General features: G+C 61.9%; 12 protein-coding genes. 10 read left to right on the forward strand and 2 right to left on the reverse strand.

Features of this window, described 5'->3' with window-relative positions:
- Positions 1-9: 9 nt before the first annotated feature.
- The 10 genes from AC30D9_RS18585 (at position 10) to AC30D9_RS18630 (ending at position 13290) form a co-directional block, all read left to right on the forward strand.
- The gene (locus AC30D9_RS18585; RefSeq protein ID WP_307571047.1) at positions 10-1512 is read left to right on the forward strand and encodes a CoA-acylating methylmalonate-semialdehyde dehydrogenase; all 1503 of its coding nucleotides are present in this window, start codon (positions 10-12) and stop codon (positions 1510-1512) included.
- A 35-nt stretch (positions 1513-1547) separates the two neighbouring features.
- Complete coding sequence (locus AC30D9_RS18590; protein WP_490144552.1) at positions 1548-2369, forward strand: TIM barrel protein; 822 nt, start codon at positions 1548-1550, stop codon at positions 2367-2369.
- A 164-nt stretch (positions 2370-2533) separates the two neighbouring features.
- The gene (gene iolD, locus AC30D9_RS18595; RefSeq protein ID WP_490144553.1) at positions 2534-4465 is read left to right on the forward strand and encodes a 3D-(3,5/4)-trihydroxycyclohexane-1,2-dione acylhydrolase (decyclizing); all 1932 of its coding nucleotides are present in this window, start codon (positions 2534-2536) and stop codon (positions 4463-4465) included.
- A gap of 29 nt (positions 4466-4494) precedes the next feature.
- Complete coding sequence (gene iolG, locus AC30D9_RS18600) at positions 4495-5505, forward strand: bifunctional inositol 2-dehydrogenase/D-chiro-inositol 1-dehydrogenase (protein ID WP_307571044.1); 1011 nt, start codon at positions 4495-4497, stop codon at positions 5503-5505.
- Positions 5506-5762: 257 nt separating this feature from the next.
- Positions 5763-6812 carry a Gfo/Idh/MocA family protein gene (locus AC30D9_RS18605; protein ID WP_490144554.1) on the forward strand — a complete coding sequence of 350 codons (1050 nt, stop codon included), beginning with the start codon at positions 5763-5765 and terminating at the stop codon, positions 6810-6812.
- 350 nt (positions 6813-7162) lie between these two features.
- Positions 7163-8089 (forward strand): sugar ABC transporter substrate-binding protein, encoded by a 927-nt coding sequence (locus tag AC30D9_RS18610; protein ID WP_134923920.1) that lies wholly within the window; start codon positions 7163-7165, stop codon positions 8087-8089.
- Between the two features lie 73 nt (positions 8090-8162).
- Entirely contained in the window at positions 8163-9716 is a 1554-nt protein-coding gene (locus AC30D9_RS18615) for a sugar ABC transporter ATP-binding protein (protein WP_490144555.1), read from the forward strand.
- A 34-nt stretch (positions 9717-9750) separates the two neighbouring features.
- Entirely contained in the window at positions 9751-10773 is a 1023-nt protein-coding gene (locus AC30D9_RS18620; RefSeq protein WP_014337878.1) for an ABC transporter permease, read from the forward strand.
- 327 nt (positions 10774-11100) lie between these two features.
- Positions 11101-11505 (forward strand): TraR/DksA family transcriptional regulator, encoded by a 405-nt coding sequence (locus AC30D9_RS18625; RefSeq protein WP_003202859.1) that lies wholly within the window; start codon positions 11101-11103, stop codon positions 11503-11505.
- A gap of 180 nt (positions 11506-11685) precedes the next feature.
- On the forward strand, positions 11686-13290 hold the full coding sequence (locus AC30D9_RS18630; RefSeq protein WP_490144556.1) for a methyl-accepting chemotaxis protein: 1605 nt from the start codon (positions 11686-11688) through the stop codon (positions 13288-13290).
- A 173-nt stretch (positions 13291-13463) separates the two neighbouring features.
- Here AC30D9_RS18630 and AC30D9_RS18635 read toward each other — a convergent pair whose 3' ends face one another.
- On the reverse strand, positions 13464-13700 hold the full coding sequence (locus tag AC30D9_RS18635) for a DUF2789 family protein (RefSeq protein ID WP_307571041.1): 237 nt from the start codon (positions 13698-13700) through the stop codon (positions 13464-13466).
- An 88-nt stretch (positions 13701-13788) separates the two neighbouring features.
- Positions 13789-14019: a hypothetical protein gene (locus AC30D9_RS18640; protein WP_134923924.1), complete on the reverse strand. Its 231-nt coding sequence runs from the start codon at positions 14017-14019 to the stop codon at positions 13789-13791.
- Positions 14020-14068 lie beyond the last annotated feature (49 nt).

The following is a 14068-nucleotide window of genomic DNA, read 5'->3' on the forward strand; positions in this document are numbered from 1 at the left end:
ACAAGAACAATGAGTGACGCCCCGGTAGTAGGCCATTACATCAACGGCCACGTGCAACACAGCGACGGCGCGCGATTCAGCAAGGTCTTCAACCCGGCCACCGGCGCGGTGCAAGCCCGGGTCGCCCTGGCCGAGCCGGGCACCGTCGATGCGGCGGTGGCCTCGGCGCTGGCGGCGTTTCCGGCCTGGTCCGAGCAATCGTCCCTGCGCCGTTCGCGGGTGATGTTCAAGTTCAAGGAATTGCTCGATCGTCACCACGACGAACTGGCGCAGATCATCAGTCGCGAGCACGGCAAGGTGCTGTCCGATGCCCACGGCGAAGTCACCCGGGGCATCGAGATCGTCGAGTACGCCTGCGGTGCGCCGAGCCTGCTCAAGACCGATTTCAGTGACAACATCGGTGGCGGCATCGACAACTGGAACCTGCGCCAGCCCCTGGGCGTGTGCGCCGGGGTCACGCCGTTCAACTTCCCGGTGATGGTGCCGTTGTGGATGATTCCCCTGGCGCTGGTCACGGGGAACTGCTTCATCCTCAAGCCTTCGGAACGTGACCCTTCCGCCAGTTTGCTGATGGCCCGGCTGCTGACGGAAGCTGGCTTGCCTGACGGTGTGTTCAACGTGGTCCAGGGTGACAAAGTGGCGGTGGATGCGCTGTTGCAGCACCCGGACATCGAAGCGATTTCCTTTGTCGGCTCCACGCCGATCGCCGAGTACATCCATCAGCAGGGCACCGCGAACGGCAAGCGCGTGCAGGCCCTGGGCGGGGCCAAGAACCACATGATCGTCATGCCCGACGCCGACCTCGACCAGGCGGCGGATGCGTTGATCGGTGCGGCCTACGGTTCGGCTGGTGAGCGCTGCATGGCGATTTCCATCGCCGTGGCGGTGGGGGATGTGGGCGATGAATTGATTGCCAGACTGTTGCCGCGCATCGATCAGTTGAAGATCGGCGACGGCCAGCAGCCCGGCACCGACATGGGGCCGCTGGTCACCGCCGAGCACAAGGCCAAGGTCGAAGGCTTCATCGACGCCGGTGTGGCCGAAGGCGCTCGCCTGATCGTCGATGGCCGTGGTTTCAAAGTGCCGGGAGCTGAGCAGGGGTTCTTTGTCGGGGCGACGCTGTTCGACCAGGTCACCACCGAAATGAGCATCTACCAGCAAGAGATTTTCGGCCCGGTGCTTGGGATCGTTCGCGTGCCGGATTTCGCCACGGCAGTCGCGCTGATCAACGCCCATGAGTTCGGCAACGGCGTGTCCTGCTTCACCCGTGACGGCGGCATTGCCCGGGCGTTCGCCCGCAGCATCAAGGTCGGCATGGTCGGCATCAACGTGCCGATTCCGGTGCCCATGGCCTGGCATTCCTTTGGCGGCTGGAAGCGTTCGCTGTTCGGCGATCATCATGCCTACGGCGAGGAAGGCCTGCGCTTCTACAGCCGCTACAAAAGCGTGATGCAACGCTGGCCCGACAGCATTGCCAAAGGCCCTGAATTCAGTATGCCGACTGCCCAATAACTCATTTTTGAATGACTGCCGGAGGGAGAACAATAATGAACAAGCCCCTGCGTTTTGCCTTGAACCGAATGGTTGCCCCACGCTTGTCACTGCCCGCTTTCATCGACCTGGCCCTGGCGTTGAAAACCGATGCCATCGAGATCCGCAACGACCTCAAGGGTGTCGAGATCGAAGACGGCATGCCGCCGGCTCGCGTACGTGAGTTGTGCGAGGCGCGCGGCATCAAGGTGCTGTCGATCAACGCCCTGTACCCCTTCGATGCGTGGAACGAAGAGCGCCGCGCCCAGGCCGTGCGCCTGGCCGATTACGCCCGCGAATGCGGCGCCGAGGGGCTGGTGATGTGCCCGCTCAACGACCGCGCCGACCCACGCAGCGAAGCTGAACGCGCGGCGGGGTTGCGCACGGCCCTCAGCGAACTGGCGCCGATCCTGCGCGCCTTCGGCATCTACGGTTTCATCGAACCCCTGGGTTTCGAGGAGTGCTCGCTGCGGCGCAAGCGTACGGCGGTGGAAGCGATCAAGAGCATCGGCGGGCTCGACGTGTTTCGCCTGGTGCATGACACCTTCCACCATCATCTGGCGGGCGAGCAGGAATTCTTTCCCGAACTGACCGGGCTGGTGCACATCTCCGGGGTCGAGGATGCCCAGGCGCCGTTGGCGACGATCCGTGATGGTCATCGGGTGCTGGTGGGCGAGGCCGACATCCTCGGTAATTCCGCCCAGATCGAGGCGTTGCGGGCCGGTGGTTACGAGGGCTACCTGTCCTTCGAGCCGTTTGCCGAGAGCGTCCATGAGCTGGCCGACATTCGCCAGGCGTTGGGGGCGAGCATGAATCACCTGCAGAACCAACAGGCCTGACACAGTAATCAGAATGATGAAGTCCCCCTGTGGGAGCGAGCCTGCTCGCGATAGCGGTAGCACATTCAACACATAGGCGCCTGACACACCGCTATCGCGAGCAGGCTCGCTCCCACAAAGGGCTAAGTCAGCTGCAAATTTTGCATTCCAGACAAGGTGCAAGCATGACCACAACACGACTGACCATGGCCCAAGCCCTGGTGAAATTCCTCGATAACCAGTACATCGAGGTCGATGGCGTCCAGAGCAAGTTCGTCGCCGGGGTCTTTACCATTTTCGGCCACGGCAACGTGCTGGGCCTGGGCCAGGCGCTGGAGCAGGACAGCGGCGATCTGGTGGTCCATCAGGGCCGCAACGAGCAGGGCATGGCCCATGCCGCCATCGGCTTCGCCAAGCAGCACCTGCGCCGCAAGATCTACGCCTGCAGCTCGTCGGTCGGTCCTGGCGCGGCGAACATGTTGACCGCCGCCGCCACGGCGACGGCCAATCGCATTCCATTGCTGTTGTTGCCCGGCGACGTCTACGCCAGTCGCCAGCCGGATCCGGTGCTGCAACAGATCGAGCAGTTCCACGACCTGAGCATCAGCACCAACGATGCCTTCAAGGCCGTGAGCAAATACTGGGACCGCATCAACCGCCCCGAGCAATTGATGACCGCCGCGATCCATGCGATGCGCGTGCTGACCGACCCGGCCGAAACCGGCGCGGTGACCCTGGCGCTGCCCCAGGACGTACAGGCCGAAGCCTACGATTACCCGGATTACTTCCTGCAAAAGCGCGTCCATCGCATCGACCGTCGTCTGCCCACCGAGGCGATGCTCGGCGATGCCCTGGCGCTGCTCAAGGGCAAGCGCCAGCCGTTGATCATCTGCGGTGGCGGCGTGCGGTATTCCGGAGCGAATGCCGCGTTGCAGGCCTTCGCCGAACGCTTCGATATTCCGTTCGCCGAGACCCAGGCCGGCAAGAGCGCGGTGGTGTCCAGCCATCCGCTGAACGTCGGTGGCGTCGGTGAAACCGGTTGCCTGGCGGCGAACCTGCTGGCCAAGAAGGCCGACCTGATCATCGGTATCGGCACTCGCTACAGCGATTTCACCACGGCGTCGAAATGGCTGTTCCAGCACCCGGACGTGCAATTTCTCAATCTCAACATCAGCCCGTGCGATGCCCTGAAACTCGACGGCGTGCAACTGCTGGCCGACGCGCGTGCGGGCCTGGAGGCACTGTCGGCGGCGATGGGCGACTATCGCGCCGAATGGGGTGGGCAGGTCGCCGATGCCAAGGCCCAGCTGAACGCCGAAGTGGACCGGATCTATCAGGCCGACTTCCAGACCGAGGATTTCGTCCCGGAAATCAACGACCACATGGACCCGGCGGTGTTTCGTGAATTCATCGAGCTCACCGGTTCCTGCCTGACCCAGAGCCGCGTGTTGGGCACGCTCAATGAGACCCTGGCGGATGACGCCATCATCGTCGCCGCCGCTGGCAGCTTGCCCGGCGACTTGCAGCGCAGTTGGCGCAGCAAGGGCGTGAACACCTATCACCTCGAGTACGGTTATTCGTGCATGGGTTACGAGGTGAATGCGGCGCTCGGGGTGAAGCTCGCCGAGCCCGACAAAGAGGTCTACGCCCTGGTGGGCGATGGCTCCTACATGATGCTGCACTCGGAATTGGCGACCTCGATCCAGGAGCGGCGCAAGATCAATGTGGTGCTGCTGGACAACATGACGTTCGGTTGCATCAACAACCTGCAAATGGAACACGGCATGGACAGCTTCGGCACCGAGTTCCGTTTCCGCAACCCCGAGACTGGCAAGCTCGATGGCGGTTTCGTACCGGTGGATTTCGCCATGAGTGCCGCGGCCTATGGCTGCAAGACCTACAAGGTCAAGACCCTCGACGAGTTGCACGCGGCCCTGGCCGATGCGCGATTGCAGACGGTCTCGACGCTGATCGACATCAAGGTCCTGCCCAAGACCATGATCCACAAATACCTGTCGTGGTGGCGGGTCGGCGTGGCGCAAGTCTCCACCAGCGCCCGCACCGATGCGGTTGCCAAGACCCTTAACGAGCGACTGGCCAAGGCCCGTCAATATTGATTGCCCCACCAATACGAAAGGAGTTTTCCATGTCTTTGAAGCTGGGCGTCATCGGCACCGGGGCCATCGGCCAGGACCACATCCGTCGTTGCAGCCAGACCTTGCTCAACAGCCAGGTGGTGGCGGTCACCGACATCAACCTGCAACAAGCGGCCAAGGTCGTTGCCGATCTCAAGCTGACCGCCGAGGTCTACCCCGACGGGCATGCGTTGATCAAGGCGCCGGACGTGGAGGCGATCCTCGTCACCTCCTGGGGCCCGAGCCACGAAGAGTTCGTGCTGGCGGCGATAGCGGCGGGCAAACCGGTGTTCTGTGAAAAGCCCCTGGCCGTCACGGCCGAAGGCTGCCGCAAGATCGTCGAGGCCGAAATCGCCCACGGCAAGCGCCTGGTGCAGGTCGGTTTCATGCGCCCGTACGATGAAGGTTATCGGGCGCTCAAGGCGGTGATCGACAGTGGGCAGATCGGTGAACCGCTGATGCTGCACTGCGCCCACCGCAATCCGAGCGTTGGCGAAAACTACAAGACCGACATGGCCATCACCGACACCTTGATCCATGAACTGGATGTGTTGCGCTGGCTGCTGGCCGATGACTACGTCTCGGTGCAGGTGGTGTTCCCGCGCAAGACCAGCAAGGCCCTGGCGCACTTGCGGGATCCGCAGATCGTTCTGTTGGAAACTGCGAAGGGCACGCGCATCGACGTGGAGGTGTTCGTCAACTGCCAGTACGGCTACGACATCCAGTGCGAAGTGGTGGGGGAGACCGGCATCGCCAAGCTCCCGGAGCCGTCCCAGGTGCAACTGCGCAGCGGTGCCAAGCTGTCCAACGCGATCCTGATGGACTGGAAGGATCGCTTCATCGCGGCCTACGACGTCGAATTGCAGGCCTTCATCGACGGCGTGCGCGCCGGGCAGGTGGGCGGGCCGTCGGCCTGGGATGGCTTTGCCGCGGCCGTGGCGGCGGATGCCTGTGTTGAAGCCCAGCAAAGCGGGCAGATCGTCAAGGTCGAACTGCCTGAGCGGCCGCGTTTCTACGGCTAACCACAATCCCCCTGTGGGAGCGGGCTTGCTCGCGAAGGCGTAGTGTCAGTCGACTCAATGTTGAATCTACCGCCGTCTTCGCGAGCAAGCCCGCTCCCACAGTCGACCGCGTTCACCCAAAAGGTACTCGGTCGAATTGTGGGAGCGAGCCTGCTCGCGATAGCGGTGGGTCAGTCAACATAATGCAAGCTGATCCGACGCCATCGTGAGCAGGCTCGCTCCCACGGGGCGGTGTTATATCCAAATAAGGAGCTTTCATGCGAATCGGACTAGTGGGCTATGGCAAGGGCGGGCGGTTTTTTCATGCGCCGCTGATCAGCAGCCTGCCGGGGGCTACGTTTGTTGGCGTGGTGACCCGGTCCGCCGAGCGGCGCGAGCAACTGGCGAGTGATTACCCGCACGTCCAGGCCTTCGACACTCTCGAACAACTGGTGGCGGCCGGCGTCGATGCGGTGGTGGTGTCCACGCCTCTGGATGGTCGCCCGGCCATTGTGCTGCAGGCCATCGAACTCGGCGTGGCGGTGGTCAGCGACAAACCGTTCGCCCCCGACGCCGTGCAGGCCGAGGCGATGGTGCTGGCCGCCGAACGACGCAACGTGCCGTTGAGCGTGTACCAGAACCGTCGCTGGGATTCGGATTTCCTGACCCTGCGCAAACTGCTGGCATCTGGAGCCCTTGGGCAAATCATTCGTTTTGAATCCAGCGTCGAGCGCTATTCGCCGATGTCGGTGGGCAAGGGCAGTGGTGGCGGATTTCTGCGTGACCTGGGCAGTCATCTGGTGGACCAGGCGCTGCAACTGTTCGGGCCGGTGACGCGGGTTTATGCCGAGCTGGACTACCGGCAGCCAGGCCAGGTGTTCGATAACGGCTTCTTTATGTCCTTGACCCATGCCGGCGGCGTGATTTCCCACTTGAGTGGCAATTGCGTGCAAAACGCCCCGCGTCCGCGCTTTCGGGTCAATGGCACCCAGGGCTGCTATACCGTCGAAGGCCTGGACGGCCAAGAGGCCCAGGCGCTGGCGGGATTGAGCCCGGCGACCGAGGGCGAACGCTGGGGCGCTGAAGAGCATCGGCGTTGGGGCTGGTTCGAACACGGCACCGAGCGCGAGCGGGTGACCTCGGAGCGCGGCTGTTGGCTGGCGTTCTATCAGCGCCTGCAAATTGCGTTACAGGGCTCTGGGCCACTGCCGGTGGAGGCCCGTGATGCCTTGGCGACCACGCGCGTCCTGGACGCTGCAAGGCGCAGCGCCGAGCAGGGCGAAGTGGTGATTTTGGCTGCGCCAATCGGTCATGGAACAAAAAACTAATAAAATTCTAAAATGAGTTGATATGGAAAATATTTTCCAATAAAGTCGATTCCAGGTTACCGACAATCCTGTCCGCCTCCTGCCAGGCCCCGCCTTGAATGGATGAAGGACGAAACAAAAACAAGAAACACAGCTAGGTACCGTCGATGAAAACCTTCAGCCGCTCTGCGTTTCACCTGCCACATCTGCTACGCCTGTCCGCAGTCCTTCCCCTGTTCGAATCCCTGTGTATCCAGCGCGGAGGCGCCGTGGTGTGTTGCATGCCCGGTGCGCCCATCGTGCGCTTGCCCCGTTCCTGATCCGCTACGCCTTATCCATAAGACCAACAAAAAAGTGGAGAAAGACCGTTCATGAAGACCAAGACCCGTATCGCCTCGCTGGCCCTGTCGTTGATGCTCACCAGCGGCGCAGCCCTGGCGGACCTGAAGATCGGCGTCAGCATGTCCCAGTTCGATGACACCTGGCTGACCTACCTGCGCGAATCCATGGACAAGAAAGCCAAGTCCTTCCCGGACGGCGTCACCTTGCAGTTCGAAGACGCGCGCAGTGATGTGGTCAAGCAACTGAGCCAGGTGGAAAGTTTCATCAGCCAGAAGGTCGATGCGCTCATCGTCAACCCGGTGGACACCGCCGCGACCCAGCGCATCACCAAGGCCGCCGTGGCCGCCGGCATCCCCCTGGTCTACGTCAACCGCCGCCCGGACGAGTCGAAGTTGCCGGAAGGGGTGGTCACCGTCGCCTCCGATGATCTGGAAGCCGGGCACATGCAGATGCAATACCTGGCCGACAAGATGGGCGGAAAGGGCAGCATCGTCATCTTGTTGGGTGACCTGGCCAACAACTCCACCACCTACCGTACCAAGGGTGTCAAGGACGTGCTGGCCAAGTACCCGGGCATCAAGATCGAAGAAGAACAGACCGGTACCTGGTCGCGGGACAAGGGCATGACCCTGGTCAACGACTGGCTGACCCGGGGCCGCGCATTCCAGGCCGTGGTGTCCAACAACGACGAGATGGCCATCGGCGCCGCCATGGCACTCAAACAAGCGGGCGTTGAGAAGGGCACCGTATTGATTGCCGGGGTCGATGGCACGCCGGACGGCTTGAATGCCATCAAGAAAGGCGACATGGCGGTCTCGGTGTTCCAGGACGCCAAGGGCCAGGCCGATGGTTCGATCGACACTGCGGTGAAAATGGTCAAGAAGCAGCCGGTCGAGCAGGCCGTCTGGGTGCCGTATCGCCTGATCACGCCGGAAAACGTCGATCAGTTCAAATGACGTTTAACGTACTGCTACCACAACAATAAACAGGCAGGGTCGTCCACTGACCTTGCCGAGGGAGTACCTGATCATGTTCGCTTCAGCGACTGCTTCGAGCGCCCCGGCGATGACCTTCCGGCCGGATGTAATACCTGATGAATCGTATCTGCTGGAAGTCGTCAATGTCAGCAAAGGCTTTCCCGGCGTGGTGGCCCTGTCCGATGTACAGTTGCGGGTACGCCCCGGTTCCGTGCTGGCCCTGATGGGCGAAAACGGTGCGGGCAAATCCACCTTGATGAAGATCGTCGCCGGCATCTACCAGCCGGACGCCGGTGAACTGCGCCTGCGCGGCAAGCCGGTGAAATTCGACACCCCCCTGGCAGCCTTGCAGGCCGGCATCGCGATGATCCATCAGGAACTGAACCTGATGCCGCACATGAGCATCGCCGAAAACATCTGGATCGGCCGCGAGCAGCTCAACGGCCTGCACATGGTCGATCACGGTGAAATGCATCGCTGCACCGCCCGGCTACTGGAACGCCTGCGCATCAACCTCGATCCTGAAGAGCAAGTGGGCAACCTGAGCATTGCCGAGCGGCAAATGGTCGAGATCGCCAAGGCCGTCTCGTACGACTCCGACATCCTGATCATGGACGAGCCGACCTCGGCCATCACCGAGACGGAAGTCGCCCACCTGTTCTCGATCATCGGCGACCTCAAGGCCCAGGGTAAGGGCATCATTTACATCACCCACAAAATGAACGAAGTGTTCGCTATCGCCGATGAAGTGGCGGTGTTTCGCGACGGTGCCTACATCGGCCTGCAACGGGCCGACAGCATGGACGGTGACAGCCTGATTTCGATGATGGTCGGGCGCGAATTGAGCCAGTTGTTCCCGGTTCGCGAGAAGCCCATCGGCGAGTTGGTGCTGTCGGTGCGCGACCTCAGCCTGGACGGCATCTTCAAAGGCGTGTCCTTCGACCTGCATGCCGGGGAGATTCTCGGTATCGCCGGGTTGATGGGCTCGGGCCGGACCAACGTGGCCGAGGCGATTTTCGGCGTGACCCCGAGTACCGGCGGTGAAATCCTGCTGGACGGCCAACCGGTACGCATCAGCGATCCGCACATGGCCATCGAGAAGGGCTTCGCGCTGTTGACCGAGGATCGCAAGCTCAGCGGCCTGTTTCCGTGCCTGTCGGTGCTGGAGAACATGGAAATGGCCGTGCTGCCCCATTACGTCGGCAACGGCTTCATCCAGCAGAAAGCCTTGCGCGCCTTGTGTGAGGACATGTGCAAGAAACTGCGGGTCAAGACCCCATCCCTTGAGCAGTGCATCGACACCTTGTCCGGCGGCAACCAGCAGAAAGCGCTGCTGGCCCGCTGGCTGATGACCAATCCGCGCATCCTGATCCTCGATGAGCCGACCCGTGGCATCGATGTCGGTGCCAAGGCCGAGATCTACCGGCTGATTGCCTACCTCGCCAGCGAGGGCATGGCGGTGATCATGATTTCCTCGGAACTGCCGGAAGTACTGGGCATGAGCGACCGGGTCATGGTGATGCACGAAGGCGACTTGATGGGCACCCTCGACCGCAGCGAAGCGACCCAGGAACGAGTGATGCAACTGGCATCGGGCCTGTCCTGATGCCCGTCAGTCCAGATAAAAAAGGTGAATGGTTATGAACGCGATACTGGAAAACAAACCCGCTGCGGCACCGGCCAGGACGCGCCGGCGGCTGCCGACGGAACTGAGTATCTTCCTGGTGCTGATCGGCATCGGCCTGGTCTTCGAGATGTTCGGCTGGATCATGCGCGACCAGAGCTTCCTGATGAACTCCCAGCGCCTGGTGCTGATGATCCTGCAAGTGTCGATCATCGGCCTGCTGGCCATCGGCGTCACCCAGGTGATCATCACCACCGGTATCGACCTGTCGTCCGGCTCGGTATTGGCGCTGTCGGCCATGATCGCCGCCAGCCTGGCCCAGACCTCGGACTTCGCCCGGGCGGTGTTTCCCTCGTTGACGGACTTGCCGGTGTGGATACCGGTGGTGGCGGGGCTCGGCGTAGGGCTGCTGGCCGGGGCGATCAACGGCAGCATCATCGCCATTACCGGCATCCCGCCGTTCATTGCCACCCTTGGCATGATGGTCTCGGCCCGGGGGCTGGCGCGCTACTACACCGAGGGCCAGCCGGTGAGCATGTTGTCCGATTCCTATACCGCCATCGGTCACGGGGCGATGCCGGTGATCATCTTCCTGGTGGTGGCGGTGATCTTCCACATCGCCCTGCGCTACACCAAATACGGTAAATACACCTACGCCATCGGCGGCAACATGCAGGCGGCACGCACGTCGGGCATCAACGTCAAGCGCCACTTGGTGATCGTCTACAGCATCGCCGGGTTGCTGGCGGGGCTGGCCGGCGTGGTGGCCTCGGCGCGGGCGGCGACCGGCCAAGCGGGCATGGGGATGTCTTATGAACTGGACGCGATTGCCGCGGCGGTGATCGGCGGCACCAGCCTGGCGGGCGGGGTGGGGCGCATCACCGGGACCGTGATCGGGGCGCTGATCCTTGGGGTGATGGCCAGCGGCTTTACCTTTGTCGGTGTCGATGCCTACATCCAGGACATCATCAAGGGCTTGATCATCGTGGTGGCGGTGGTCATCGACCAGTACCGCAACAAGCGCAAACTCAAGCGCTGAGCCCCCGAAGGTTGCGACAAAGCGCCACGCCTGACCCGCGTGGCGTTGCCATTTGTCTTCTTAATACAGCTATTGCACCGAATTTCTTGTTATAAACGCACTCCGATGACTGCTAAAAGCCTGTCAGAGAACATTTGAAGGGGTTGTCGGACATTTTCCCTATGTTTTCAGTTGCTGAGGCCTCGACTCGGCCTTAGACTGCCGCCCCTCGTAAATTGAGTGCCGGGTGGCGCTTGGAATAGACGGCGCCTTCCCGATGAGCGTGGCAGCTGCGCTGCGGGACGCTCCATAATTCGCCTTAATGCACGTTTTTTTATAGAGAAATCAATGACAAAGGAAAAGTTGCTGGCCATGCCGGCGGATGACTACATGAATGCCGAGCAGCTGGCTTTCTTCACCAAGCTGTTGCAGAACATGAAGGTCGAAACCCACGAGCGCATCGAACAGAACCGAATCGCCATTGAGAGCCTGGACACCCCGGCTGACCCGGCGGACGCTGCTTCCGTAGAAGAAGAGCGTACCTGGCTGGTCAACGCCATCGATCGCGACCAGCGCATGCTGCCTCAGTTGGAGCAGGCCCTGGACCGCATCAACGACGACAGCTTCGGCTGGTGCGACGACAGCGGCGAGCCGATCGGCCTCAAGCGCCTGCTGATCAGCCCGACCACCAAGTACTGCATCGAAGCCCAGGAACGTCACGAACAGATCGACAAGCACCAGCGTCAGGCCTGATTCGCGTTTTGCGCAAAAAAGATCGCGACCTTTTGACGAAGGCCGCGATCTTTTGCTTTCGCCCGTGCTCGTTCGTCAGCTCCCATTGATCTGCTGCAAGAACGCGACTAATGGACCATGGATAATGGCTCTGTAGTGGCGTTTAATGCAGTTATAACAACGAGAGTGTGGGTGACGAACATGGCGACAGACGGAACGCTGGCGGGTGCGGTGCCGGCCTCGGTACCTGAGACAAAAAGCACGGCGCGCTGGCTGACGCCGACCTTGCAGAGTCTCGCCCTGGCATTGTTGCTGTGCGGCATGGCCCTGGGCGGCTGGTCGCTGTACCTGGGCTTGCCGCTGGTCATGCTCATCGTCTGGTTGCCGCGCCTGCGTTCGCGCCTGGCCACTGTGCCTGCTCCCACGACCGACACCCTGGCCGAATTGACCCGCGACCTGTCCTACACCACCAGTCATAACGCGCTGTCAGCGGCTGGTGTCGCCTATTCGGTCAAGCAACTGGCCGGCAGGGTTCAGTCCCAACTCGACGCGGCGGCGCAGATCGTCAGCAATGCCGAATCGATGATCGCCACCGAACAAGCCACCTCGCAACTCAGCCAGCAAGCCCTGGGCGCCGCCAGCGAAGCCCATCGTAGCAGCGTGGCCGGGCGCGGCGAGCTGGTGGAATCCATCAGTCGCATGCACCAGCTCAGCCAACGGGCAAACGACAGCCGTGAGTTGATCGAAGCCTTGAGCGTACGCAGCGATGAAATCCAGCGGGTCAGCCTGGTGATCCAATCGATCGCCAGCCAGACCAACCTGCTGGCGCTGAACGCGGCCATCGAGGCGGCACGGGCCGGTGAGCATGGCCGCGGTTTCGCGGTAGTGGCCGATGAGGTCCGTGGTCTGGCCGGGCGTACGGCTGCGGCGACCGGTGAAGTCGGGGTGATGGTGGCGGACATCCAGCAACGCACCGCCCAGGTGGTGGAGCAGATCCGGCAATTGGCGGCTGACCTGGACAGCGGCGTGCAGCAGGTCGAGCACACTGGCCAGCACCTGGAAAACATCGCCCGGCTTGCAGAAGGCGTCGAAACCCAGGTCAGTGCCATTGCCCAAGGCACTGACACCAATCGTGAACAACTCGACAGCCTGTTCCACGCTATCGAGCAGATGCGCAGCGACCTGTCCATCAGCGACCAGCAGACCCAGCGCCTGGCCGATGCGGCGGTGCAAATGGAAGGCCAGGCAGAAACCATCAGTGAGCGTCTGGCGGAGGTGGGCCTCGACGATTATCACCAACGGGTCTACGACCTGGCACGGGAAGGCGCGAGCCAGATCGCCGCGCAGTTCGAGGCCGACATCGACCAGGGCCGTGTCAGCCTGGAGGATCTGTTCGACCGTAACTATCAGCCCATCCCCAATACCCAGCCGGCCAAGTACCAGACCCGCTTCGACCGCTACACCGACCAGGTACTGCCAGCGATCCAGGAGCCTTTGCTGGCCCGGCACGAGGGCCTGGTATTTGCGATTGCCTGCACCCAGCAGGGCTACGTGCCGACCCATAACAAGGTCTTCAGCCAACCGCTGACCGGCGACCCACAGGTGGACACGCTGAATAACCGCACCAAGCGCAAGTTTTCCGATCGCACCGGGATCCGCTGCGGCAGCCACCAGCAGCCGGTGCTACTCCAGACTTACACCCGCGACACGGGTGAGTTGATGCATGACCTTTCCGTACCGATCATGCTCAAGGGGCGTCATTGGGGTGGCTTGCGCTTGGGCTACAAACCCGAGAAACCGCGCTAGGCCTCAACGCCACTGATTGGCAACGGCGCTTTTGTGGCGAGGAAATATCTGTGGGAGCAAGGCTTGCCCGCGATGAAGGCGACGCGGTCTCATGAGGGATCGATGCGCCTGTATCGCGAGCAAGCTTTGCTCCCACCAATCCCCTAGCCACAGGGGACTCATGGTTCTTGGCGCTACTTACCGTCGTGCAGGCGCACATTCAGTTCGTCTACCAACAAAGCTTCTTCGCCGTCCGCGAGCAGCCATTCCTGAAGCAGGTCTTTCTGCTGGTCCGACCAGAAATCGGCTTCCACCAGCTTGATCTCCGGCGCCAGTGGGTGGGCGACGATGAAATCGTCGATGGCCTTGCCGTCGGAGGGCAGGCCCAGTTGGTCGAACAGGGTCTTGAGATCGTGCGAAGGTTGTTCCATGGAAGTCTCCTGTGAATGGGGCGCCGTCATGGCGCCCCGACTGCTTCCCTTTATCTGAGGCAAGCGCTCGCCAGGAGTTCGATCAAATTCAGGCTTTCAAGGCCCCTTCATCCACTGCGGCCTTCAACGCCTTGGCCGCTTCCCTGGCGGCCTCGGCAGCGATCTCCGAGGTCTTGAACCAGCGATCCTTCTCCACCTGGTGGCAACTGACGGTGGTCAAGGGTGGCTTGGCGCGCATCAGGATGACGGCCTGGAACTCGCCTTCGACCTCTCTGGCTTCGCCCCGGATAAAAAATTCGCCGATATCAAATTCCGTCACGTCGCGCCTTCTCCTCAAGCTCATATCATGGATGCGCGATCGCCGATGA

It is taken from the genome of Pseudomonas sp. DF11, from assembly GCF_058148565.1.

Bases quoted from the DNA above. Each gene is read 5' to 3' on its own strand.
- AC30D9_RS18585 (WP_307571047.1), top strand. From the start codon at position 10: ATGAGTGACGCCCCGGTAGTAGGCCATTACATCAACGGCCACGTGCAA.
- AC30D9_RS18605 (WP_490144554.1), top strand. From the start codon at position 5,763: ATGCGAATCGGACTAGTGGGCTATGGCAAGGGCGGGCGGTTTTTTCAT.
- AC30D9_RS18610 (WP_134923920.1), top strand. From the start codon at position 7,163: ATGAAGACCAAGACCCGTATCGCCTCGCTGGCCCTGTCGTTGATGCTC.
- iolD (WP_490144553.1), top strand. From the start codon at position 2,534: ATGACCACAACACGACTGACCATGGCCCAAGCCCTGGTGAAATTCCTC.
- AC30D9_RS18615 (WP_490144555.1), top strand. From the start codon at position 8,163: ATGTTCGCTTCAGCGACTGCTTCGAGCGCCCCGGCGATGACCTTCCGG.
- AC30D9_RS18620 (WP_014337878.1), top strand. From the start codon at position 9,751: ATGAACGCGATACTGGAAAACAAACCCGCTGCGGCACCGGCCAGGACG.
- AC30D9_RS18625 (WP_003202859.1), top strand. From the start codon at position 11,101: ATGACAAAGGAAAAGTTGCTGGCCATGCCGGCGGATGACTACATGAAT.
- AC30D9_RS18590 (WP_490144552.1), top strand. From the start codon at position 1,548: ATGAACAAGCCCCTGCGTTTTGCCTTGAACCGAATGGTTGCCCCACGC.
- AC30D9_RS18630 (WP_490144556.1), top strand. From the start codon at position 11,686: ATGGCGACAGACGGAACGCTGGCGGGTGCGGTGCCGGCCTCGGTACCT.
- AC30D9_RS18635 (WP_307571041.1), bottom strand. From the start codon at position 13,700: ATGGAACAACCTTCGCACGATCTCAAGACCCTGTTCGACCAACTGGGC.
- iolG (WP_307571044.1), top strand. From the start codon at position 4,495: ATGTCTTTGAAGCTGGGCGTCATCGGCACCGGGGCCATCGGCCAGGAC.